Raw genomic sequence first — 20,530 nt, 5'->3', positions numbered from 1 at the left:
GTGCTTGACGTCGCACGGTGCATTTGGAGTTGTCCACATGCTTGTTCGCAAGTGATGCACAGCGACTGTGGACAAGTGCATCGCCGACGAAAAAAAGCGGGAAAAATACGCCACAACGATTGACAAATGATGATGCGCGAAGAGGCATCACGCGGGCGATTTGCGTGGACATTTTTTCGTCACGCTGTGCGCATGATTGTCGCGTCAGTGACTTAAAGTGGTTTTCCACAAGCTCATGCGAATTTCATCCACAGCCTCTGTGGATGAAATGACGAACACTCAAAACGAGACGATCACAGACGCACAAAAAAAGAAAGCCGCCCGAAGGCGGCTTTTCTACACTGCGACCGTTTGACGCGATCAGGCCGCGCGCGGCGCCTTCGCCAGCAAGCCAAGCACATCAGCCAGTTTGTCACGCATTTCGCGGCGGTCGACGATCATATCGACGGCACCATGCTCAAGCAGGAACTCAGAGCGCTGGAAACCTTCCGGCAGCGTCTCACGCACGGTCTGCTCGATTACGCGGGGGCCGGCAAAACCGATCAGCGCCTTCGGCTCGGCGACGTTGATATCACCCAGCATGCCCAGGCTGGCGGAAACGCCACCCGTGGTCGGATGCGTGAGCACGCTGATGTAGGGGACGCCCGCATCGCGCATGCGTGCCAGGGCGGCCGAGGTCTTGGCCATCTGCATCAGCGAGAACAACGCTTCCTGCATGCGTGCGCCGCCGGTGGCGGAGAAACACACCAGGGCACTGCGCTCGGCGAGCGCGCGTTCGGCAGCGCGGGTGAACTTTTCGCCCACCACCGAGCCCATGGAGCCACCCATGTAACTGAATTCAAACGCCACGGCCATCAGCGGACGGCTCTTGAGCGTGCCGCTCATGGCGATCATCGCGTCTTTTTCGCCGGTCGACTTCTGCGCGGCGACGATGCGGTCGCGGTACTTCTTGGAGTCACGGAATTTCAGCGGATCGGTGGGCTCCATGCTGGCCCACCATTCCTGCGTCGAGCCTTCGTCGAGGAAGGCCTTCAGACGCGCGCGTGCCTCGATCGTGTGGTGGTGGCCGCACTTGGGGCACACCATCAGATTGCGTTCCAGCTCCGGGCGGTACAGCACGGTGCCGCAGCCGCCGCACTTCTCCCACACGCCCTCGGGCACCTTGCCCTTGCCGTTGGTGGCCGTGCCCGGCGTGCGAACACGCGGAGTCATGATTTTCTGGAGCCAGTTCATCGCAACACCTCTAACGTTCCTGACCGAAACGGCCAGGAGCCGTTTCAGTGTGCATCGAGCGCCGTACGGATCGGTTGCAGGAATGCTTGCGCCCGGCTGGCGATATCGCCGGCCTGCTCCGCTCCCGCCAGCCGTTCGACCAGCGCACTACCGATGACCACCGCATCGGCAAACCCGGCGATGTCCTTCGCGCTTTGCGCATCGCGCACGCCGAAGCCCACCGCTACCGGAGCCTTCGCGCGGGCCCGGATGTCGGCCACCCGCGTGGCGATATCCTGGGTGCTCAGACGCCCCGCGCCGGTGATCCCGGCAAACGACACATAGTACAGGAAACCCTCCGCCAACCCGCACAACTGCGCCATACGCGAGGGTGCGGTGGTCGGCGCTGCCAGCAGGATCTGGCGCAGCCCCGCAGCCTTCAGCGGGGCCAGCACGGCCGATTCCTCCAGCGGGCAATCCACCAGCAGGACGCCATCCACGCCCGCCCCGACGGCTTCCCGCGCGAAGCGATCGTAACCGTGAATCTCTACCGGATTCAGATAACCCATCAACACCACAGGCGTCTCGTCATCCCGTTGACGGAATTCGGCCACCCAACGCAGGACGTCGGGAAGGCCTACCCCCTTGGCGATGGCGCGCTCACTGGCGTGCTGGATGACAGGGCCATCGGCCATCGGGTCGGAGAACGGCACGCCCAGCTCGATCACATCCGCACCGGCGTCAACCAACGCATGCATCAGCGCCACCGTATGAGCAGGCACCGGATCGCCTGCCGTAACGAACGGAATCAGGCCCGTACGGCCGGCTGCCTTGAGCGCGGCGAAGCGACGGTCGATGCGATTCATACCTGCACTCCTTCACGCGCTGCGATGGTATGTACGTCCTTGTCGCCACGACCTGACAGATTGCACAGCACACATTGGTCGGGCGACATCTCGCGCGCCAGCTTCATGGCCTGCGCGACGGCATGGCTGGATTCCAGTGCAGCCAGGATGCCTTCGGTGCGCGCAAGCAAGTGGAACGCCTCAAGCGCTTCATCATCGGTAACGCCTACGTATTCCGCGCGCCCCGCGTCCTTCAGGAAGGCATGCTCGGGGCCGACGCCGGGATAATCGAGCCCTGCCGAAACCGAATGGGTTTCGGTGATCTGGCCGTTGTCATCGCAAAGCACATAGGTGCGATTGCCATGAAGTACGCCCGGGCGACCGGCCGCCAGTGAAGCGGCGTGATGGCCCGTTGCAATGCCCTCGCCTGCGGCCTCGGCACCAACGATGCGCACATCGCGGTCGTTGAGGAACTCATGAAAGAGGCCAATGGCGTTGGAGCCACCGCCGACGCACGCCGTTATCGCGTCAGGCAAACGCCCGTATTGCGTGAGCATTTGCTCGCGCGCTTCCCGCCCGACGATGGCATTGAAATCGCGCACCATCATCGGATACGGATGTGGACCGGCAACGGTGCCAATGATGTAGAAGGTATCGGCGACGTTCGTCACCCAGTCGCGCATGGCTTCGTTGAGCGCGTCCTTGAGTGTTTTCGAGCCGGATGTCACCGGCACGACGTCGGCGCCCAGCAGCTTCATGCGATAGACGTTGATCTTCTGGCGCTCGATATCGACCGCGCCCATGTACACCACGCACTTGAGCCCGAATCGCGCCGCCACGGTCGCGCTCGCAACGCCATGCTGACCCGCGCCGGTCTCCGCAATGATGCGTGGCTTGCCCATGCGCTTGGCCACGAGCGCCTGGCCGATCGTGTTGTTGATCTTGTGCGCACCGGTGTGATTGAGGTCTTCGCGCTTGAGCAGGATCTGCGCACCACCGACATGCCGGGAGAGACGCTCGGCGTGATAGATCGGGCTGGGGCGACCGACGTAGTACTTCAGGTCGCGATCCAGCTCAGCGAGAAAGTCCGGATCCTCGCGCAGGCGCAAATAGGCCTCGGTGAGTTCGGCCAGGGGAGCCATGAGGGTCTCGGCGACGTACTGGCCGCCGAAATCGCCGAAGCGACCGTGTTCGTCGGGCCAGCGGTGGAAGTCCTGGGGTGCGGACATGTGCGGAATCCTCTTATGTGGCGGCCGCGATCGGAGTGACATGGCTGCCCGGGCCATCAACCATAGCGCCGAACTACCTCAATGGAAAAGCGATATGATCTCCCACATCTGTGAGTTTTAGTCACACTAATATGACCCGTGAACTGCCGCCACTGAATGCCCTGCGCGCCTTCGAGGTCGCCGCCCGCCTGGAAAGCCTCAGCCGGGCCGCCGACGTCCTGCACGTTACCCATGGCGCGGTAAGTCGCCAGATTCGGTCGCTCGAAGTCGCCCTGGGCAAGCCGCTGTTTGCGAGGCAGGGGCGCGGCCTGGTGCTGACGCCCGCCGGACGCGAACTACTTCAGCTTTCAAACGAAACCTTTGAACGACTGCGCGATGGCTGGCAGACCCTGCAACGCGGTGGCAGCGACGCGCCGTTCGTGCTCGGCTGCCCGGGCAGCCTGCTTGCGCGCTGGGTGATTCCCCGGATGGATGCCCTGCAGGACGGCCTTCCCGGCCTGAAGCTGCATATGGCGGCACAGGACAGCCCCTTCCTGGCCGCCCTTCCCGGCCTCGACGCGGCGCTCATGCTGGCGTCGCCGCCATGGCCATCCGAATGGCGGGCCTATCCGCTGGCAAAAGAACGTATCGGGCCGGTCGTCAGCCCCCGCTTCGCGGACTTGAAAACCCTGGTGGATGGCGGCGTAAACGCCCTGCGCCACATGCCCGTCCTGCACACCTCGTCGCGCCCGCAGGCCTGGCCGGACTGGGCGCAGTCGGCAGGCATCGAACCCGGGGCCATTCCGATGGGCCGGGCGTTCGACCACCTGTATTACCTGCTCGAAGCGGCGGTCGCCGGCCTGGGTGTCGCGATCGCACCTGCGCAGCTGGTCGCCGAGGATCTGTCATCAGGCCGGCTTATCGCCCCCTGGGGATTTCGCGAAACCGGCGGCTGGTGGGTACTGGCCGCACCGGCACGCGTTCGCGATGAGCGGGTAACCCAACTCGCTGCATGGCTCGAGCGCGCCCTCACCGCCGAGGACACCGACGTCAGAGCGCTCCGCGAACCGCCTCGATAAAGGCGTGCATTTTTGCCCGGTCCTTGATGCCGGGGAAGGACTCGATTCCACTCGACACATCCACGGCCCAAGGTCGCGCGGTGCGGACGGCGTGGCCGACGTTCTCCGCCGTCAGGCCACCGGCAAGGATCAAAGGTTGCGTCAAATGCTGCGGCATCAGCGACCAGTCGAACGACTTGCCACTGCCACCGGCCTCGCCCAGCCCATGTCCATCAAGCAGCAGCCCCGCGGCGCTCGGATAAGCATGCAGCTGCTCGAGCGCCTTGGCGCCCTCGCCCATCGCGATCGCCTTCAGGTACCGATGTCCGAACTGCCTGCACCAGTCTTCGGATTCCTGACCGTGGAACTGGAGCAGGTCGGGCTGAACTTCCCGTTGCACATCGCGGACCAGCTGAGCATCGTCGTCCATGAAGAGTGCAACCGTGCTGACAAAGGGAGGAAGCGCCGCGCAGATGGCACGCGCCTGGGCGATATCGACCCGTCGCTTGCTGCGCGCCGTGAAGATCACGCCGATCGCATCGGCGCCCCATTGCGAGGCCAGCACCGCGTCTTCGACGCGCGTCATGCCACAGCATTTGATGCGCGTCATTGGCTCACCTCCGGGATGAGTCCCCAGTGAGCCTCATAGCGTGGACCGAGGAAGGTGAGGCCCGAAGCCGGCGCCGTCGGGCCAGCCACCTCGCGATTGCGCCCGGCCAACAACGCCGCGATCCAGGCAACGGATTGCTCTCCACGACCCACCATCAGCAGTGAACCCACAATATTGCGGACCATGTGATGCAGGAAAGCATTCGCTTCGATCTCGACGATCACCTGCTCCTCTTCGCGACGAACACTGACGGCCAACACTTCGCGACGCGCATGCCTGGCCTGGCAGGAAATGGCACGAAAAGCGGTGAAATCATGCTCGCCGATCAGCACCTGGGCAGCGTCATGCATGCGCGCAGCATCCAACGGATGCCGCTCCCAGGTTACGTAACGCGCATCGAGCGCTGCGCGCACGGGACGATTGAGGATGCGATAGCGATAGCGGCGACTTCGAGCCGAAAACCGCGCATGGAACCCATCAGGCACGGGCTGTGCCCACAGGACCGCCACCGAGGTCGGCAAATTCGAGCAGGTACCCAGCACCCAGCCGCGCATGTCGCGCTGCACTTCCGTATCGAAATGCACGACCTGGCACCGGCCATGCACACCTGCGTCTGTGCGACCGGCGCAAGTGACGTCGACGGGATAGTTGGCGACGAAACTCAGGGCCTTTTCCAGCGTGCCCTGCACGGTGTCACCGTGGGTCAGGCGCTGCCAACCCAGGAAATCGGTGCCGTCGTATTCGATGCCGAGGGCAATGCGCATGATCGATCGCGTCGCTGGAGGGGCTGGAAGGTTAGCAGGGATGACGTGAGGGGGCTTGCCGGAACCGGAAGTTCTCACGCGCGGGCATGAAAAAGGCCGGCGAAGGCCGGCCTTTTTCGTTCACGAGGAAGTACCGCCACCTCAGTGAATGTTCTCGAGCAGCTTGCGCGCCACTTCCTTCTGCATCTGCGTGCCTTCGTGCATGACCTCTTCCAGCATGGCGCGTGCGCCATCCGGATCGCCCATGTCGAGGTAGGCGCGCGCCAGGTCCAGCTTGGTGTCGACCGGATCGTCACTGAACTGGCCATCGTCGTGCAGGTGCGTGCCAGCGTCCGAATGGAAGGACGGCTCGTCAGCCGGCGCATCTTCCTCATCCAGTTCGGCGAACTGCCAGCTGGACACCGATTCCGGCGCCTTTTCGCCAGCGGTTTCCGCCGTCGGCTCGGCGGTGTACGACGAGGAGGTCAGCGGACGCGGCGTCAGGTCGAAATCGAAGTGGTATTCGCTGACTTTCTTGTTCGGAACCGGGGCAGCCGGGATCGGCGGCAAATCCGATTCCTGGTTCTCCACGTACCGGCCAAGATCGAAATCGTCGAGCGCGGCGTGCTCGTCATCATTCTGCGGCGGGATCGGCGGCGGCACGGGCGCACCGCCGGCAAACAACGGATGGCCCGGCACCAGGTCTTCACCCATGTGCACCACATCCTGCCACTCCGGCTGATCCGGGCTGGCGATATGGGCGTGCATGGCTTCCGCGGCAGCTTCGAAATGATCGACGTCGCGACGGCTGTAGTACAGGCTCACCAGTTCCAGGTGCAGGCCGATGTCATCCGGATGCTCGGCCAGCTGGTCAAGCAACTCGTCCTGGTCGGGATCGACATGACCCACGGCCGGCGAGGCGCCAAAGCGGTCGGCCAGCGACGACGCGGAAGCCGAAGCGCCGGTCGCGGCTGCGCCGGATTTGCGACGACGGCTGAGCAGGCCAAGCAAAAGCAGCACGACGGCACCACCGCCTGCGGCCAGCGCCCAGGTCTGCGTGTACCAGGGCTCTTCCGCTGCCGGAGCCGGTGCGGAAGCGGCCTTCTTCGGCGCAGGCTTGGCCGGAGCGGCCGGCTTGCTGGCAACAGGCTGGGCCGCAGCGGCGGTACTCGCGTGGGCCGGCACACTGCTTGCGCCGGCCGGCGTGACAGCCAACGTCGGGCCGACGTCAGTCGACTTGGCGACGGCCGGCGTCTGAGCCGTGTCGGCCGCCTTGCTGGCTTCGGCAGGCTTGGGGGCTGCGGCGACCGCAGGGGTAGCCTTGGTGGCATCGGACGGCTTGGCCGCCGGCTCCGCCGGGGCACCCGCGGACTTGCGCGCCTCGGCCAGCTTGCGCTGCAGTTCGGCGATTTCGTTGTCCTTGAGCGACAGCAGACGCGCATTCTTCGCGTTGATGTCTTCGAGGTCCTTCAGGCGCGACTTCAGTTCATTGCCCTGCTGTTCCAGAGAGGCCAGTGCCTCCTGGCTGCGGAGCAGGTCCTGATGCATGCCGGCCACGGCAGCCTTGTCGGACTTGCCACCCTTGCCTTCGCCACCCTGACCGCCTTCCTTCGCCGGCACCAGGGCCAGGCGATCGGCGCTTTCATGCTTGGTCGAGCTGGGCGCGGTGGATGCCGCCGCTCGCGTGCCTGCATCGGCCACGGCGGTCGGCGTACGGGCGGCGCCGGAGCGCCAGTCGCTGTTCTGGTGGCGCACTTCCTCGACCGCGGCCGCCACGGCCATGGCCTGGGCGTCTTCGCGTGACGGAACGCGAAGCACCGCGCCGGACTTCAGCGCGTTGATGTTGTCGCGATAGAAAGCATCGGGATTGGCCTGCTTGAGGGCCAGCAGCATCTGGTTGATGTCGACACCCTGCGGCGCGACTTCCTTGGCGATGCCCGACAGCGTCTGGCCACGTTCGACCGGACCGAACTCGCCACCTGCTGCAGCCACCTGGCGAGTTGGCTTGGCGGCGGGCTTAGGCGCGGCAGGTGCTTCCGTCGTGGTTGCTGGCGTGCTGCTGGCGGCGGGCGCCGGCGCGGCAGCCCGCTTGGGCTTGCCCGACGAAGCCACCGGCGCTTTGGTCGCCGGAGCGGCAGCGGGACTGTTCGGCGGATCGAGCAGGATCGTGAATTCGCGAACACTCTTGCCCGTGGCGTTGTCGACTTCGACCAGCAGATCCAGGTAAGGATCGTTCACCGGCACGCTGCTGGTGATGCGAATGGCCTTGCCGCCACCGGCAGCGTCCACCACGGTGAACTGCAGCGGGATAGTCGGCGCACCGCCCAGGCCGGCGCGAGCGAATTCGTCGCTCGAGGCCAGTCGTGCGGAGAGGTTCTGTAGTTCGGCAGGACTTTCCGGGCGAACGGGGATCTCCGCTACCAGAGGCTGACCCAGGGCCGATTTGATCTGGATCTGGCCCAGGTCGAGCGCGGCCGCCTGGGCGCTGCCCAGCGCAAGTGCCAGCAGCACCGACAGTTTCAACGTACGATTCATCGCGTGTTCCCCCGAACTACCCCGTGACGTTTCTTATTGGGTCGCCGCGCCAAACGCGGTGACTACCCTCTATGAGCCGCCACTTTAAGTTAGACAAAGGCCACCAACAATAGGCGTGGCCGGTATTTACGACGCATTTCTGCGACTTGTTCTTGTATCTGGCGCCTCAGGGGTGCCTGGCCTGGGCCGCCGGTGCCGCCTTCACCTCGTTCAACTGCTTCTGCAGGTCGGCGATGGCCTTGTCCTGCTCCTGCAGGCGCTGGTCGGCCTGCCGGCCCTTGTCTTCCTCGGCCGCCACATCATGCTTGAGCCTGGCCACCTCGGCCGATTTGGCCTGGGCCTTTTGCTGGTTGCCGGCGGCCTTCGCCTGTGCCGGAGTGCCGGCCAGGACGTGGCCGGCAAGGAACATCAAAGCTGACCCGAGAAGGGCCGACGTACGAGGCTTCAAAGGTATTCCTCGATCAGGATCTCGGCGATCTGCACGGCATTGAGCGCAGCGCCCTTGCGAATGTTGTCGGAGACGATCCACATGTTCAGGCCATTGTCGTGCGAGATGTCTTCGCGGATGCGACCCACGAACACCTCGTCCTTGCCTGCCGCGTCGGTCACCGGCGTGGGATAACCGCCCGCCACGCGCTCGTCGCGAACGACGACGCCCGGCGCCTGCTCCAGCAGCTCACGCGCACGTTCGGCCGTGATCTTGTCGCGGGTTTCGATGTGGACTGCCTCGGAGTGGCCGTAAAACACCGGCACGCGAACAGCGGTCGGATTCACTTGGATGGTGTTGTCTTCCAGGATCTTGCGCGTCTCCCACACCATCTTCATTTCTTCCTTGGTGTAGCCATTGGCAAGGAATTCGTCGATGTGCGGGATGACGTTGAAAGCGATCTGCCTGGAGAACTTGTTGGTCTCCACTTCCTGGAAGCTCAGCAGCGCGGACGTCTGCTTGCCGAGCTCTTCCATGCCCGAACGACCGGCGCCCGAGACGGACTGGTACGTCGCCACGTTTATGCGCTCGATGCCCACCTCCCGATGAATCGGGGCCAGCGCGACCAGCATCTGCATGGTCGAGCAATTGGGATTGGCAATGATGCCGCGCGTCGTGTACTGCGCGATGGCGTGCGGGTTGACCTCGCTCACCACCAGCGGGATATCGTCCTGGTAGCGGAACTCGGAGGTGTTGTCGATCACCACCGCGCCCGCGGCGGCAGCGCGCGCTGCATGCGCCTTGCTGACCGAGCCACCTGCCGAGAAGAAGGCGATATCCACGCCGTCGAAGTCGTAGTCGGCAAGGTTTTTGACGGTGATGGATTTTCCGCCGAACTGGATTTTCTCGCCCGCCGAACGCTCGCTCGCCAGCGGCACAAGCTCGCTGATCGGGAAATCGCGCTCGGCAAGAATGCCCAGCAGGGTTTCGCCCACGGCGCCAGTCGCGCCCACCATCGCCACCTTGTAGCTACTCTTCTTGCTCATGTTCCGTTATCAGTCGAGGGACATCGGAAAACCGTCCGAAACGGGGCCGAATTCCGCGTCAGCGGAAATCTAGCCGGGGTAGCCTGCAAAACAATACGCGGATATGCCTCGGCGTGAGTGAGATCACGCTTTGGCCTCACCGCGGGCCGCCGGCAGGCCAGCGAGCCATCACTTCGGGGTTCAGTGCGGTCGGGGGACGACCGGCCCTGGGACCGAAACCCAGCGCAGCCAGCACATTATCAGCTGCGAGGCCGGCCATGGCGCGGCGCGTATCTTCGCTGGCGCTGGCGATATGCGGGCTGAGCACGACATTGTCCAAATCCAGCAGGTCGGGATGGACCGCCGGCTCGCCCTCGAAGACGTCCAGCGCCGCCGCGGCCAGGCGGCGCTCCCGCAGCGCCACGGCCAGGGCTGCGTCATCCACGATGCCACCCCGGGCCACGTTCACCAGCACCGCCGATCGCTTCATCAGGCCCAGTTCCGCCGCGCCAACGGCGTGATGGCTCTCGCGGGAGTACGGCAGGACAAGGATCAGGTGGTCGGACTGGCGCAGAAGGCTGGCCTTGTCCACGTAGACGGCCCGGCTCTCGCGCTCGACCGCCTCGGGGAGCCGCGAACGGTTGTGATAGATCACCGGCATGTCGAACCCGGTGGCGCGCCGGGCGATCGCCTGGCCGATGCGGCCCATACCCAGAATGCCCAGCGTCTTGCCATGGACGTCGACGCCCAGCCAGTCATCGAAGCGCATGCCGCCGCTCCATTGCCCTGCCCTCAACCAGCGCTCGGCGGCCCCGACCCGCCGGGCCGCGGCCAGCATCAGGGCCCAGGCATAATCGGCGACGCTTTCGTTGAGAACATCAGGCGTGTTGCAGGCAAGGACGCCGCCCCGCGTCAATGCAGGCATATCGAGATTGTTGTAGCCGACGCCCAGGTTGGCGACGACTCGCAGGCGCTCATTGCCCTCCAGTGTCTGCGCGTTCACCCGATCGGCCAGGCCAAGCAGCGCTGCGTCGACACCGAGCAGCTTCTCGCGTACCTGTTCGGGGCTGTGCTTGCGCTCGATCGCCTCTGCGTCAACATCGAAGTGCTCGGCAAGGCGGGCCAGCACATCGGGAAACAATGGGCGAGACACCCAGATCTTCAGCTTGCCGGTCATCGGTACGTCACTTCGTCACTACGGGAATGCCTGCCTCAGGGCAGGCGTGGCTGCATCACACCGACATCGCCGCACTGGGCGCGATGGCGCAAGGCATGATCAATCAGCACCAGGGCCATCATCGCTTCGGCGATAGGCGTGGCGCGGATGCCCACGCACGGATCATGGCGCCCTTTGGTCACCACGTCGACCGCCTCGCCGGCAAGGTTCACACTGTGCCCTGGAATCAGGATGCTGGACGTCGGCTTGAGCGCCATCGACGCCACGACGGGCTGTCCGGTGCTGATGCCACCAAGAATGCCGCCAGCGTGATTGGACGCAAAGCCGTCCAAATGCATTTCGTCGCGATGCTGACTGCCTCGCTGGGTGATCGCGCCAAAGCCGTCACCGATCTCCACGCCTTTGACCGCGTTAATGGACATCAGCGCAGCCGCAAGGTCGCCGTCGAGCTTGCCGTAGATCGGCTCACCCCAGCCCGGCGGTACGTTCTCAGCCACGACGTTGACGCGCGCACCGACCGAATCGCCCGACTTGCGCAGCGCATCCATGGCCTTTTCCAGCGCAGGAACCTGTTCGGCATGCGGCCAGAAGAACGGATTCTGCTCGACGGCATCCCAGTCAAATCCTTCCGGCGCGATATCGCCCAGTTGCGCGAGGTAACCGCGCACCGTCACGCCATGGCGCTCCGCCAGCCACTTTTTGGCAATCACGGCTGCCGCGACACGCATCGTGGTCTCACGCGCCGACGAACGGCCGCCGCCGCGGGGATCGCGAATGCCGTATTTCTGCCAATAGGTGTAATCGGCGTGCCCGGGACGGAAGGTCTGGGTGATCTCGCCGTAATCCTTGCTGCGCTGGTCGGTATTGCGGATCAGCAGGGCGATCGGCGTGCCCGTCGTCTTGCCTTCGTAGACGCCCGACAGGATTTCCACTTCATCCGCTTCTCGGCGCTGCGAGGTATGACGACTCTTGCCCGTCGCGCGTCGATCGAGGTCGGCCCGAAAATCCCCCTCTTCGATCGCAAGGCCCGGCGGACACCCGTCGATCACGCAACCGATGGCTGGCCCGTGGCTTTCGCCAAACGTGGTGACGGTGAAGAGCTTGCCGAAGGAATTGCTGGACACGGGCGGGGATCCGGGAAGAAACCGCCACAGCTTAGCGTGTCGTGCCGCCCCGGTCTTCCACGGTGTCGCCACGAAGCGCAGCCCATTCATGGGCAAGCATGGCCCACACGACATCGTCTGCCCAGCCGCCTTGCCAGGGGATGCTTTGGACAAAGTGGGCTTCCTGTCGAAATCCGAGGCGGCCCATCAGACGCATGCAGGCCTGATTGCGAGGGTCGACGGAGGCAGTCACGCGACGGACGAGTTGCCCGGCAAAAAGCCATGCGAGGAATCCGGCCAGGGCCTCACTGGCGAAGCCCCGCCCCTGCGCCGACGGCGCCAGCGTGATACCGATGTCGACCCACATGCCAGGCTCTGCGGGCATGCAGGCACCGAGATCACCGATGAGCGCGCCCGATTCAAGCCGCCGTATCGCACGCTGAAACCACTGCCCGGGTGCAGGGGTGTCAGTGGGGTTCTGGCCTGCGATCCAGCGCCGGGCTTCGTCCAGCTGTGTAGGCTGCCACCCCTGATAACGCGCCACGTCCGGGTGCGACCGGTACATGAACAACGCAGGTGCGTCATCGTCCCGCAGGGCATCGAGCCGCAAGCGGGACGTGACGATCATGCTCAGGCGCGGCGAGCCAGTGCCGCTGCATGGATGGCCGCAGCGTGCTCAATAAGATCGCGACGCTCAAGGGCAAAGATGCCCATCTGACCGACCTTGAACTCGATCCACACAAAAGGCACTTCCGGCAGCAACGCGGCCAGCGCGTGTTCGCTCTCACCCACTTCGACGATCAGCAGACCATCTTCCGTCAGGTAATCGGCGGCTTCATCGAGGATGCGCAGGCAGATATCCAGGCCGTCTTCGCCCGAGGTCAGGCCGAGCTTGGGCTCGTGGCTGTACTCGCCTGGCAGCGCGGCGTATTCGTCTTCGGTGACGTATGGCGGGTTGGAGACGATCAGGTCGTACTGGCGACCGTGCAGCGCATCGAACAGATCTGACTTCACGGCCTCGACGCGGCCTTCAACGTGCTGGAAGGCGATGTTTTCGCGCGCCAGCGACAGGGCGTCATCGCTGATATCGACGATATCCACCTGCCAGCCGGGGTTGTACTCGGCCATGGCGATGCCGATGCAGCCCGAACCCGTGCAGAGGTCCAGTGCGCTTTCGACGTTGCGATGGTCGAGCCAGGGCTGGAAGCCAGACTCGATCAGTTCGGCGATGGGCGAACGCGGCACCAGGGCACGGCGGTCGCTCTTGAACTTCATGCCGGCGAACCAGGTTTCACCCACAAGGTAAGCCACTGGCAGGCGCTCGGCAACGCGGCGTTCGATCAGCGTCAGCACGCGTTCGCGTTCAGCCTGGGTGAGCTTGCCTGCGCCATAGGCGGGCGGGATGTCCGGCGGGAGGTGCAGGCTGGCCAGCACCAGGTGGGTCGCTTCGTCGATGGGGTTGTCGTGGCTATGACCGAACGTCAGCCCGGCTTCCGAAAAGCGGCTGGCGCCGTAGCGGATGAAGTCGATGATGGAGGCAAGTTCGGCGGTCACGGGCGGGGCCTTGCATAAGGGACCGGGGATTATACGGGCCACCGGCGCGGAAGGGGCGTCGGCGCGCCGTCTACCCGCGCGTCGGGCCCGGCCGTTCATCGCCTTCCGCCCCCGCCGCTCTTCTATACTTGCCGGATGACCTTCAACGTTCTCCTCCAATACATCCTTCCGCACCGGGCCCTTTCCCGGGTGGTCTACTGGGCCACGCGCTGGACCTTCGCGCCGTGGAAGAATTTCCTGATCTCCCAAATCGTGCGGCGCTACAACGTCGACATGACCCAGGCAGCCCAGCCCGATCCGCTGGCATACCAGCACTTCAATGCGTTCTTCACACGCAAGCTGCGCCCCAATGCGCGTCAGGCTGATGCCAATCCGTCGACCCTGCTTTGCCCGGCCGACGGCAAGATCAGCCAGTCCGGCCCGATCGTCGAAGGTCGCATCTTCCAGGCCAAGGGCCAGGAATACACGGCCGCCGAGCTGCTGGGCGGCGATGAAGCGGCTGCCGCACCCTATAAGAACGGCCGGTTCGCCACGGTGTACCTCTCGCCCCGCGACTACCACCGCGTCCACATGCCGATGACCGGCACGCTGAAGGAAACCGTCCACGTGCCGGGCCGCATCTTCAGCGTCGCCCCGTTTGCCGTGGAAGCCATTCCGCGCCTGTTCGCACGCAACGAACGACTTGTGTGCCACTTCGAAGGACCGCACGGTCCGTTCGTCGTGGTGATGGTGGGCGCCATCCTGGTGTCGTCGGTCGCCACCGTGTGGGATGGCCTGGTGATTCCACCGTACGCCTCGTCCATCCGCCGCAAATCGTTTGCAGGTCAAAACATTACGCTGGAGCGCTTCGCCGAGATGGCCCGCTTCAACATGGGCTCCACCGTCATCATGCTGCTCCCCGACGGCATGGCTGACCTGGATGCCCTGGCGCCGCAGCAGGCCGTGCTGGTGGGACAGAAACTGGGCTCTCTCGCGACGGGCTGATCCCGAGCGGGCCCGCGCGAAACGTGCGGGCCCCGCTCAAGGTGACGCATTGCGTCGTTTTGTGACCTTTTTGGCGCAAGGCAAGTTCAACCGTCGCTATCCTCGGTGGCTTCATGGTGCGCCCGGCACCGTCCTTCGAGCCCTCTGAGGAGATAGCGATGCGCTTCGTCACCCAGATCCTGGCCATGAGCCGCGCCCATCAACTTGGCCGCCAGCTGCGCGAGATCGAGAAGAGCGTGCATGGCCTGCCCCGCCGCACCCGCGCGCGCCTGGGCACCTTGACCCTGCGCGAAATTGGCCAGGCATCGCGAAGCGAGTTCCCCCATCTGTACGGCACCTCGCCGGACCAGCGTTACCTGCCATGGGGTCAGGGCACCGACATCGGCTACACCCGCGCCCGCTCGGATAACCCGGAAGTCGCCATGCGCGGCATTGCCTTGTGGCTGGCCGTAGCGTTCCACGAGACCAAGGACGCCACCCATCTGAAGCTCCAGCTCCACCATCGCCAGCTTCTGCGCCTGCTACACGAACTCAAGCAGGTCCACCGCGGCGACACGCAGCAGGAAGACTGGATGGGCAGCGCGGCGGCCTGACGAGCAAGGGGAGTCAGGGAGGGCACCCCGAATCCTTCCCTGGCTCCTCCACGTCAACGACAGGTCGGCAGACGCAGCACCTGTCCCGGCTTGATGTGCTGATGCTTGATGCCGTTCATCTCGGCCACTTCCTGCACGTCCGAGCAGCCGATCTTCCGCACGATGCCGACCAGCGTATCTCCGCGCTTCACGGTGTAATTGCGCGTTTTGCTGCTCGATGACGCGCTCCGTGGCGCAGGCGACGGTGTCGGCGACGACGGCACCACCGGGACGACCGCCGTATGCAGGTCGTTGGCCAGAATGGGCCATGGCCCGCTGACGCATCGCGAGCCATAGGGCTTTTCCAGCATCTTCGGCACCACCAGCTTCACGCCTGCGGGCTGGCTCACCTGTGGATCCAGCCGAGGGTTGAGGTTTCGCAGCGTGCGGAACCAGCCATCGGCCAGGCCACCCGCCGAACCAAGGCACACGGTCAATTCAGTGAGCGAAGCCGGTCGCGCCAACGTAATGCTGCCCGGCGTGGCGTCCACCTTGGGGAAACGCAGGTTGTAACTGTCCGGATGCAGGAACAACCAGGCGGCCGCCAGCACAGCCGGCACGTAGTCGCGGGTTTCCTGCGAAAGCTGATTGTAGATGCGCGGATCGTAGAAGCTGGTCGAAGTGTCATCGCCCACCAACCGACGCATGCGTCCCTCGCCACCGTTGTAGGCCGCCAGCGTGACTTCCAGATTGTTGTTGAAGATGCGCAGCTGCTCGTCCAGATATTCCGCGTTGGCGCGTGCCGCCTGCGCGGGATCGAAGCGTTCGTCGAAGCCATCCTCCGTACCCAACCCGAAGCGCATGCCGGTGGCATACATGAACTGCAGAGGACCAGCGGCACCGGAACGCGACACGGCATGCACCTTGCCACCCGACTCCTTCGCCATGATGCCGAACAAAATCGCTTCGGGCAGATCGCGGTTCTGGTAGGCGGGCCACATCTGGTAGCGCATGTACTGATAGTTGACCCATGCGTCCATCAGGTTGGGACGCCATTGGGTCAGCCACATTTCCAGCGCAGCTTTCACCGGACCGTTCATCGCGATGAGTTCGGAGAGTTTCTGCCCATGCAGCAGCGTCACGCTGCGCTGGGCTTCGGGGAGACTCGCCGCACCGGTCTTGCCCGCGTTGCTGCCTTCGGATGTCTGCTCGCCGGCGACATCGACATCGTCGCCAATGGACAAGCCGCCATCCTTGAGGCGCAGCAGGCGGTCGTACACCGAGAAGAATCGCTGCGGATCGCAACCGGCAACCGTGCTGCACTGGGCCGCACCCTGCTTCAACTGATCCAGGGTGGCGCTCGCGGTTTGAGCGGCGGCCTGGCTGTCGCCTTCACGCGCCTGCTGCAGTGCTGTCTCGTAACTCTTGCTGGCCTGATCGAGCTGCGTATACAGCGCGTTCACCTGCGGCGTCGGCGCGGGTCGGTTCGGCGTACTGCTGCAGGCGCCGAGGGCGACCAGGGCGGCGAACAACGGAGCAGCGCGCAAAACACGAAGAGGCGAAACACGATCAGGAACGGGCTGAGGCATGACGAGCATCACAATCAGAAAGGCCCGACAATAGCCCTCGAAGCCGACCGACTCAACACAAATCCGCACCGGCTTGCGCACGCGGATTCAGCCACTGTGGCTACAATCGCCTCGCCCCTTCCGGACGGATCCACATGACTGACATTCTGATCGGCCGCAACGACAGCACCAGCGTCAATCTGGACGCGCGCTACGGCAATCGCCACGGCATGATCGCCGGCGCCACCGGCACCGGTAAATCCGTGTCACTGATGGTGCTGGCCGAAGGATTCTCGAAGCTTGGCGTGCCCTGCTTCCTCGCCGACGCCAAGGGTGACCTGGCCGGACTATCGATGGCCGCCGGGGAGCCGGGCGACAAGCTCAGGGCGCGCCTGGCCAGGCTGGCCCTGAACGACTGGAAGCCGCAGGCCAATCCGGTCATTTTCTGGGACATCTACGGCAAGCTCGGCCATCCTGTGCGCGCCACCATCAGCGAGATGGGCCCGACGCTTCTCGGCCGCGTCCTCGAGCTGAACGACACGCAGGAAGGCGTGCTTGAAGTCATTTTCAAAGTGGCCGACGACAACGGCTGGCTGCTGCTGGATTTGGATGACCTTCGGTCCATGCTCGGATTCACCTCCGAAAACGCGAAAGACATTTCTGCCAAATATGGCCTGGTCAGCACGCAGAGCATCGCGGCGATTCAACGCGCCGTACTCAAACTCGAACAGGACGGCGCCGATCAGTTCTTCGGAGAGCCCGCACTGGAGCTCGCCGACCTGATGCGCCAGGACATGAGCGGCCGCGGCGTCATCAACATTCTCGCCGCCGACCAGCTCATACTGAAACCACGCCTCTATTCGACTTTCCTGTTGTGGTTGCTGTCCGAGCTGTTTGAACAATTGCCGGAAGTCGGCGACCTCGATCAACCGAAGATGGTGTTCTTCTTTGATGAAGCGCACCTGTTGTTCGACGACGCGCCGCCCGCTTTGCTCCAGCGCGTGGAACAGGTCGTTCGACTGATCCGGTCCAAGGGTGTCGGTGTCTATTTCTGCTCGCAGAATCCGGACGACGTGCCAGGCAACATCCTTGGCCAGCTTGGCAATCGCGTCCAGCACGCCCTGCGCGCCTTCACGCCGCGCGACCAGAAGGCCGTGAAAGCCGCCGCGGAAACCTTCGTCACGAATCCAAAACTGGACGTCGCCCAAGCGATTACCCAGCTCGCCGTCGGTGAAGCGCTCGCCTCAACCTTGCGCGACGGCGGCGTGCCCTCGCCCGTGGAACAAGTGCTGGTGACCTCGCCCTGCGCGCGCATCGGCGCGATCACCGAGGCCGAACGCAGTGCCGTGCGCCAGCGATCCCCCGTCGGAACGAAGTACGACACGGCGATCAATCGCGAATCCGCCGCCGAGCTCCTGGCAGCACGCGCGAGCGAGAAAGTGGCCGCGCCGGTCCCGGCAGGCAAACGCACGACCAGTGCACAGGCCACCGAAGAAGGCACCGGCTGGAGCGACACCGTCAAGGATGTACTGCTGGGAAGCGGCCGCCGCCAGGGCATGATCGAGGCCATGGCCAAATCTGCCAGTCGCACCATCGGTTCTCGCCTGGGCCAGCAGATCGTGCGCGGCGTGCTGGGTGGCATTTTCGGCGGCAAGCGCTGACAGATCGGTGCACGCATCATGAGTCGTTGGCGCCCACCCTCCCCTTCATCCACCGCGATCATCACGCGCGATGGGTTTGAAAAGCTGAAATCAGAACTCGATCACCTCTGGCATACGTTACGGCCAGAGGTGGTAAAAGCGCTTGCCGCCGCGGCCGCCGAAGGCGATCGCTCAGAGAATGCGGAGTACACCTACCGCAAAAAACAACTCGGGGAAATCGACCGCCGCGTACGCTACCTGAGCAAACGCATTCCGGTACTCAAGGTGGCCGAGGGTTCGCCCGCCGACCAGGAAGTGATTTTTTTCGGCGCGCGCATTGAACTGGAGAATGCGGCAACGGGCGAAAGCGTCATCTATCGCATTGTCGGACCGGACGAAACCGACGCAAAACTGGGCTGGATCAGCGTGGATTCGCCGCTGGCGCGCGCCGCGCTCAAGAAGCGGCTCGATGACGAGTTCGAGGCGGAACTGCCCGGCGGAAAGACACGCTTCGTCATCATCGACGTGAGCTACTGAGGCTTACGCCGAAACGGTGTCACTCCGGCACCCGGAGCGACACCGCCACAGGCATTACTGCTGCATCATCGCCTGAATCTGCTGCTGGTGCTGCTCGATGAACACCACGTTGTTCATGTTGACCTTGGACTGGTCGATCGACTTGGCCATGTCCGGGTTGCTGCGCGACTGCACCACGATGATCGCATTGACCAGCGCGATATTGGCGATCATGAAATCGCGCGGCGTAAATCCGTACTTCTTGATCAGCGGGCCGATCTTCGGATCGCTGGCAATCGCCTGGTTGGCCAGATCGTCCAGGTTATGGACCTTGCTCGGATCGGGCGCAGCCTGCGGCTTGATGCCCATCTGGCGCGCGTCCTTGGTGGCGGCGGCGAGGCGCGTGAGCACGTCTTCGGTGAGGTTGTAATCCTTGATCGCCTGCTTGTCGGAATCAGGCAAGGTCGGCTGACCCGATTGCGCGAAGCTGACGGCAGGCCCCATCGCCCATGCGACGAGTGCGGCGATCGCCAGACGGTGGAAGGACTTGCGGACAGCGGGCCAAAGCGTGGTCACGATAGATTCTCCAGGTAAACCGGGCGCGCAGCATCGCACATGCCACGCCACCTACGATGAACGGCTTAGCGCGATTGCAGCAGGGCCAGGGTGTTCTTGTGGTCCACCTCGATCTGCTGCAGTCGTGCTGCGCGAGCCGATTCGCTCACCCACCGACCGTGCTGCACCTGCTGTCGTTGCAATGTGTACTCCATGTCCACAAACGGCTGAAGAACCCGACTGCTGGCCGGGGCAAAGCCGGCCAGATCGGGGACCCGACCGAGGTTGGCCCGCTCACGGTCGCCTCCTGCGCCAGCGCTTTTCCCATAGTTCTGCATGAAGGCGATCAACTGGCTCTTGAGCGGCTCTTCCATGCCATCGCGCACCACCAGGACGCCGGACGGGATCAGGGTCGAACGCCAGATCACTTTCAACTGGGCGCCTTCACTGGGAAAGGTGCGGCGGAACAGATCGAGGTCGGGATTGTTGCCACTGGCGATGTCCACTTCGCCGTTGACGACGGCCAGGGCGTTGTTCTGGTGGTTGCCCACCCGCACGCTTGCGAAGAACGTATCGGAATTGAGTCCGCGCGGCGCAAACACTTCCGCCTCCGGCGCAACATAGCCCGTCACGGAAAGCGGCTCACCACGTGCGTATCGCCATTTGCCGGGATGGGCGAGCACGTCCTGCAAGCTGCGAATCGGGCCATCCGCCCGAACGATGAGCAAGCCGACATTTCCCTTCGCACCATCGTTGCGCACGAACTGCGCGATCACACTCATGTGCTGCTTGGTAACCGCCTCGATCGCCAGTCGCCCGGAAAGAAACGCCATGTCCACGCGCTGTTCGCCGATCGCCGACGACAGACCGCTGTAGCTGCTCACGGACACCGCCGTCACCGGATGGCCCAGGCGCTTTTCCAGATCCTCCAGCAGAGGCCGCCATTGATCACGTGACTCGGACGCACTGCCGATCGGCAGGATGCCGAAGCGGATCGGGGACTGGGGAGCGATTCCCTTGCCCGCGTTCTGCGCGTGCGCCACGGGCACAGCCAACCCGGCCATCATGGCCAGGCAGACCCAGGAGCGCACCGCGGCCTTCCATCGTGCGCGCAACGAGCGCGGCCACGACGCTGTCATTTCCATATCGACCCTTCCCCAACAGACCATCCCCCGTGGGCTTTATATAGCCGTGATAC

Annotated in this window: 20 protein-coding genes; 5 read left to right on the top strand and 15 right to left on the bottom strand. The window is 64.2% G+C overall.

Translation table 11 applies throughout. From position 1 onward, the window contains the following. Positions 1 to 360: 360 nt before the first annotated feature. Genes accD through trpB form a run of 3 tightly spaced genes read right to left on the bottom strand, consistent with a single transcriptional unit; the run spans position 361 to position 3,286 of the window. The gene (gene accD, locus EYV96_RS01160) at positions 361 to 1,233 is read right to left on the bottom strand and encodes an acetyl-CoA carboxylase, carboxyltransferase subunit beta (protein ID WP_131149697.1); all 873 of its coding nucleotides are present in this window, start codon (positions 1,231 to 1,233) and stop codon (positions 361 to 363) included. A gap of 44 nt (positions 1,234 to 1,277) precedes the next feature. Beyond that, positions 1,278 to 2,078, bottom strand: a complete 801-nt coding sequence (gene trpA, locus EYV96_RS01155) for a tryptophan synthase subunit alpha (protein WP_131149696.1) — start codon at positions 2,076 to 2,078, stop codon at positions 1,278 to 1,280. Then, the gene (gene trpB, locus EYV96_RS01150) at positions 2,075 to 3,286 is read right to left on the bottom strand and encodes a tryptophan synthase subunit beta (RefSeq protein WP_131149695.1); all 1,212 of its coding nucleotides are present in this window, start codon (positions 3,284 to 3,286) and stop codon (positions 2,075 to 2,077) included. The genes trpA and trpB overlap by 4 nt, the downstream gene beginning before the upstream one ends. Positions 3,287 to 3,417: 131 nt before the next feature. Here trpB and EYV96_RS01145 point away from each other — a divergent pair, with 131 nt between their 5' ends. Continuing rightward, a complete protein-coding gene (locus EYV96_RS01145) occupies positions 3,418 to 4,344 on the top strand; it encodes a LysR family transcriptional regulator (protein WP_131149694.1) in 927 nt (308 codons plus the stop codon). On the opposite strand, the gene EYV96_RS01140 is transcribed toward EYV96_RS01145, so the two are convergent. The 9 genes from EYV96_RS01140 to prmB form a co-directional block, all read right to left on the bottom strand. Beyond that, positions 4,316 to 4,933 carry a phosphoribosylanthranilate isomerase gene (locus tag EYV96_RS01140; protein ID WP_131149693.1) on the bottom strand — a complete coding sequence of 206 codons (618 nt, stop codon included), beginning with the start codon at positions 4,931 to 4,933 and terminating at the stop codon, positions 4,316 to 4,318. The genes EYV96_RS01145 and EYV96_RS01140 overlap by 29 nt on opposite strands. After that, the gene (truA, locus tag EYV96_RS01135; protein ID WP_131149692.1) at positions 4,930 to 5,697 is read right to left on the bottom strand and encodes a tRNA pseudouridine(38-40) synthase TruA; all 768 of its coding nucleotides are present in this window, start codon (positions 5,695 to 5,697) and stop codon (positions 4,930 to 4,932) included. Before truA ends, EYV96_RS01140 begins: the two co-directional genes overlap by 4 nt. Positions 5,698 to 5,838: 141 nt before the next feature. Next, positions 5,839 to 8,211 (bottom strand): motility hub landmark protein FimV, encoded by a 2,373-nt coding sequence (locus EYV96_RS01130; protein ID WP_131149691.1) that lies wholly within the window; start codon positions 8,209 to 8,211, stop codon positions 5,839 to 5,841. A 166-nt stretch (positions 8,212 to 8,377) separates the two neighbouring features. After that, on the bottom strand, positions 8,378 to 8,620 hold the full coding sequence (locus EYV96_RS01125; protein ID WP_131149690.1) for a hypothetical protein: 243 nt from the start codon (positions 8,618 to 8,620) through the stop codon (positions 8,378 to 8,380). Positions 8,621 to 8,655: 35 nt separating this feature from the next. Then, on the bottom strand, positions 8,656 to 9,684 hold the full coding sequence (locus EYV96_RS01120) for an aspartate-semialdehyde dehydrogenase (protein ID WP_131149689.1): 1,029 nt from the start codon (positions 9,682 to 9,684) through the stop codon (positions 8,656 to 8,658). Between the two features lie 136 nt (positions 9,685 to 9,820). Beyond that, a complete protein-coding gene (locus EYV96_RS01115) occupies positions 9,821 to 10,840 on the bottom strand; it encodes a 2-hydroxyacid dehydrogenase (RefSeq protein WP_131149688.1) in 1,020 nt (339 codons plus the stop codon). Positions 10,841 to 10,875: 35 nt separating this feature from the next. Beyond that, positions 10,876 to 11,964: a chorismate synthase gene (aroC, locus tag EYV96_RS01110; RefSeq protein ID WP_131149687.1), complete on the bottom strand. Its 1,089-nt coding sequence runs from the start codon at positions 11,962 to 11,964 to the stop codon at positions 10,876 to 10,878. A 31-nt stretch (positions 11,965 to 11,995) separates the two neighbouring features. Beyond that, positions 11,996 to 12,571: a GNAT family N-acetyltransferase gene (locus tag EYV96_RS01105; protein ID WP_131149686.1), complete on the bottom strand. Its 576-nt coding sequence runs from the start codon at positions 12,569 to 12,571 to the stop codon at positions 11,996 to 11,998. 2 nt (positions 12,572 to 12,573) lie between these two features. Continuing rightward, positions 12,574 to 13,497 carry a 50S ribosomal protein L3 N(5)-glutamine methyltransferase gene (prmB, locus tag EYV96_RS01100; RefSeq protein ID WP_131149685.1) on the bottom strand — a complete coding sequence of 308 codons (924 nt, stop codon included), beginning with the start codon at positions 13,495 to 13,497 and terminating at the stop codon, positions 12,574 to 12,576. 135 nt (positions 13,498 to 13,632) lie between these two features. Between prmB and asd the strand changes: the two genes are divergently transcribed. Continuing rightward, on the top strand, positions 13,633 to 14,481 hold the full coding sequence (gene asd / locus EYV96_RS01095; RefSeq protein ID WP_131149684.1) for an archaetidylserine decarboxylase: 849 nt from the start codon (positions 13,633 to 13,635) through the stop codon (positions 14,479 to 14,481). A gap of 158 nt (positions 14,482 to 14,639) precedes the next feature. Then, positions 14,640 to 15,074, top strand: a complete 435-nt coding sequence (locus EYV96_RS01090; RefSeq protein ID WP_240732304.1) for a hypothetical protein — start codon at positions 14,640 to 14,642, stop codon at positions 15,072 to 15,074. A gap of 53 nt (positions 15,075 to 15,127) precedes the next feature. Here EYV96_RS01090 and EYV96_RS01085 read toward each other — a convergent pair whose 3' ends face one another. Next, on the bottom strand, positions 15,128 to 16,642 hold the full coding sequence (locus EYV96_RS01085) for a transglycosylase SLT domain-containing protein (RefSeq protein ID WP_131149683.1): 1,515 nt from the start codon (positions 16,640 to 16,642) through the stop codon (positions 15,128 to 15,130). A 134-nt stretch (positions 16,643 to 16,776) separates the two neighbouring features. Here EYV96_RS01085 and EYV96_RS01080 point away from each other — a divergent pair, with 134 nt between their 5' ends. Both EYV96_RS01080 and greB read left to right on the top strand, forming a co-directional pair. After that, the gene (locus EYV96_RS01080; RefSeq protein WP_131149682.1) at positions 16,777 to 18,282 is read left to right on the top strand and encodes a helicase HerA-like domain-containing protein; all 1,506 of its coding nucleotides are present in this window, start codon (positions 16,777 to 16,779) and stop codon (positions 18,280 to 18,282) included. An 18-nt stretch (positions 18,283 to 18,300) separates the two neighbouring features. Further along, positions 18,301 to 18,798, top strand: a complete 498-nt coding sequence (gene greB, locus EYV96_RS01075; protein WP_131149681.1) for a transcription elongation factor GreB — start codon at positions 18,301 to 18,303, stop codon at positions 18,796 to 18,798. 54 nt (positions 18,799 to 18,852) lie between these two features. On the opposite strand, the gene EYV96_RS01070 is transcribed toward greB, so the two are convergent. Together EYV96_RS01070 and phnD are read right to left on the bottom strand one after the other, a co-directional pair. Next, complete coding sequence (locus tag EYV96_RS01070) at positions 18,853 to 19,353, bottom strand: hypothetical protein (protein WP_131149680.1); 501 nt, start codon at positions 19,351 to 19,353, stop codon at positions 18,853 to 18,855. 65 nt (positions 19,354 to 19,418) lie between these two features. Beyond that, entirely contained in the window at positions 19,419 to 20,423 is a 1,005-nt protein-coding gene (gene phnD, locus EYV96_RS01065) for a phosphate/phosphite/phosphonate ABC transporter substrate-binding protein (RefSeq protein WP_240732303.1), read from the bottom strand. Between the last annotated feature and the right edge of the window lie 107 nt (positions 20,424 to 20,530).

The organism is Dyella terrae (assembly GCF_004322705.1).
In the GTDB taxonomy this organism is placed as follows: Bacteria; Pseudomonadota; Gammaproteobacteria; order Xanthomonadales; family Rhodanobacteraceae; genus Dyella_D; species Dyella_D terrae.
This window is presented reverse-complemented; position numbering and strand designations above follow the sequence as displayed.

Excerpts from the sequence above, each read along its gene's own strand:
- EYV96_RS01085 (WP_131149683.1), bottom strand. The coding sequence starts at position 16,642 with ATGCCTCAGCCCGTTCCTGATCGTGTTTCGCCTCTTCGTGTTTTGCGC.
- greB (WP_131149681.1), top strand. The coding sequence starts at position 18,301 with ATGAGTCGTTGGCGCCCACCCTCCCCTTCATCCACCGCGATCATCACG.
- EYV96_RS01145 (WP_131149694.1), top strand. The coding sequence starts at position 3,418 with ATGACCCGTGAACTGCCGCCACTGAATGCCCTGCGCGCCTTCGAGGTC.
- EYV96_RS01120 (WP_131149689.1), bottom strand. The coding sequence starts at position 9,684 with ATGAGCAAGAAGAGTAGCTACAAGGTGGCGATGGTGGGCGCGACTGGC.
- trpB (WP_131149695.1), bottom strand. The coding sequence starts at position 3,286 with ATGTCCGCACCCCAGGACTTCCACCGCTGGCCCGACGAACACGGTCGC.
- EYV96_RS01115 (WP_131149688.1), bottom strand. The coding sequence starts at position 10,840 with ATGACCGGCAAGCTGAAGATCTGGGTGTCTCGCCCATTGTTTCCCGAT.
- truA (WP_131149692.1), bottom strand. The coding sequence starts at position 5,697 with ATGCGCATTGCCCTCGGCATCGAATACGACGGCACCGATTTCCTGGGT.
- accD (WP_131149697.1), bottom strand. The coding sequence starts at position 1,233 with ATGAACTGGCTCCAGAAAATCATGACTCCGCGTGTTCGCACGCCGGGC.
- EYV96_RS01080 (WP_131149682.1), top strand. The coding sequence starts at position 16,777 with ATGACTGACATTCTGATCGGCCGCAACGACAGCACCAGCGTCAATCTG.
- asd (WP_131149684.1), top strand. The coding sequence starts at position 13,633 with ATGACCTTCAACGTTCTCCTCCAATACATCCTTCCGCACCGGGCCCTT.
- EYV96_RS01140 (WP_131149693.1), bottom strand. The coding sequence starts at position 4,933 with ATGACGCGCATCAAATGCTGTGGCATGACGCGCGTCGAAGACGCGGTG.
- EYV96_RS01130 (WP_131149691.1), bottom strand. The coding sequence starts at position 8,211 with ATGAATCGTACGTTGAAACTGTCGGTGCTGCTGGCACTTGCGCTGGGC.
- EYV96_RS01105 (WP_131149686.1), bottom strand. The coding sequence starts at position 12,571 with ATGATCGTCACGTCCCGCTTGCGGCTCGATGCCCTGCGGGACGATGAC.
- EYV96_RS01125 (WP_131149690.1), bottom strand. The coding sequence starts at position 8,620 with ATGTTCCTTGCCGGCCACGTCCTGGCCGGCACTCCGGCACAGGCGAAG.
- trpA (WP_131149696.1), bottom strand. The coding sequence starts at position 2,078 with ATGAATCGCATCGACCGTCGCTTCGCCGCGCTCAAGGCAGCCGGCCGT.
- EYV96_RS01090 (WP_240732304.1), top strand. The coding sequence starts at position 14,640 with ATGCGCTTCGTCACCCAGATCCTGGCCATGAGCCGCGCCCATCAACTT.